The 842-nt window shown below is 57.0% G+C and carries 1 protein-coding gene and 1 CRISPR repeat array; the gene reads left to right on the top strand.

What is annotated here, in order from left to right:
* Positions 1 to 73: 73 nt before the first annotated feature.
* Positions 74 to 639: a CRISPR direct-repeat array (repeat unit 29 nt; unit sequence CATGCCCCGTTACCGAAGGGGATTAAGAC).
* Between the two features lie 38 nt (positions 640 to 677).
* On the top strand, positions 678 to 842 hold a 165-nt coding region (locus tag C6P61_RS18410; RefSeq protein WP_211296993.1), incomplete at its 3' end, for a helix-turn-helix domain-containing protein.

The raw sequence follows: 842 nt of genomic DNA, 5'->3' as shown, positions 1-842 counted from the left end.
CGTGGGAAGTCCCTGTAGTTTTCTGAGACGACCCCTAATACCAGTCATGGTGGTCCAGTTTTTTCCTGTCCGACATGCCCCGTTACCGAAGGGGATTAAGACTCGTATTCACCTGGGCTCACCCCGTCTAACAGGTCCGACATGCCCCGTTACCGAAGGGGATTAAGACTTTGATTTGCGGGCCTCGGACGCTGCGTCCGAGTCCGACATGCCCCGTTACCGAAGGGGATTAAGACGCGGGAACTTCGCCGTCGAACTTGTCGTCCATGTCCGACATGCCCCGTTACCGAAGGGGATTAAGACCGGACATCGTTCCGATGACCGTGCCCCAGTGAATGGTCCAGCATGCCCCGTTACCGAAGGGGATTAAGACAACCCAAGAGTCTTCTTCAGGACGGACATCATTGTCCAGCATGCCCCGTTACCGAAGGGGATTAAGACCGCGGCCTTCGTCACTAGCTTCTCGCATTTTGTCCGACATGCCCCGTTACCGAAGGGGATTAAGACATCAGCCACTCGGTGAGAGCCTTCTGGTTCGGTCTTACATGCCCCGTTACGAAAGGGAATTAAGACTCAGTTGAGCTTGCAGAGCGTTCACTTTGGTGTCCGACATGCCCCGTTACCGAAGGGGATTATTTAGGTGGCAATGATTGACCGGAACGTGTAATCTATTGACCATGGACAAGATCGACGCGCGAAAGCTTTCCCCGGATGCGCTCAAGGCTCTGCGCAGCCAGGCCATGCGCCTGCGCCAAGAGCTGGGGCTGCCCTGGCGCGAGATCGCGCGGGTCATGGGCTTGAACACCACCACCGTGTTCGGCTGGGCCCAGCGCTACGCGGCT

It is taken from the genome of Malikia spinosa (assembly GCF_002980625.1).
In the GTDB taxonomy this organism is placed as follows: Bacteria; Pseudomonadota; Gammaproteobacteria; order Burkholderiales; family Burkholderiaceae_C; genus Malikia; species Malikia spinosa.
The sequence above is the reverse complement of the archived record's forward strand: the minus strand, read 5'-3'. Positions and strand labels throughout refer to the sequence as shown.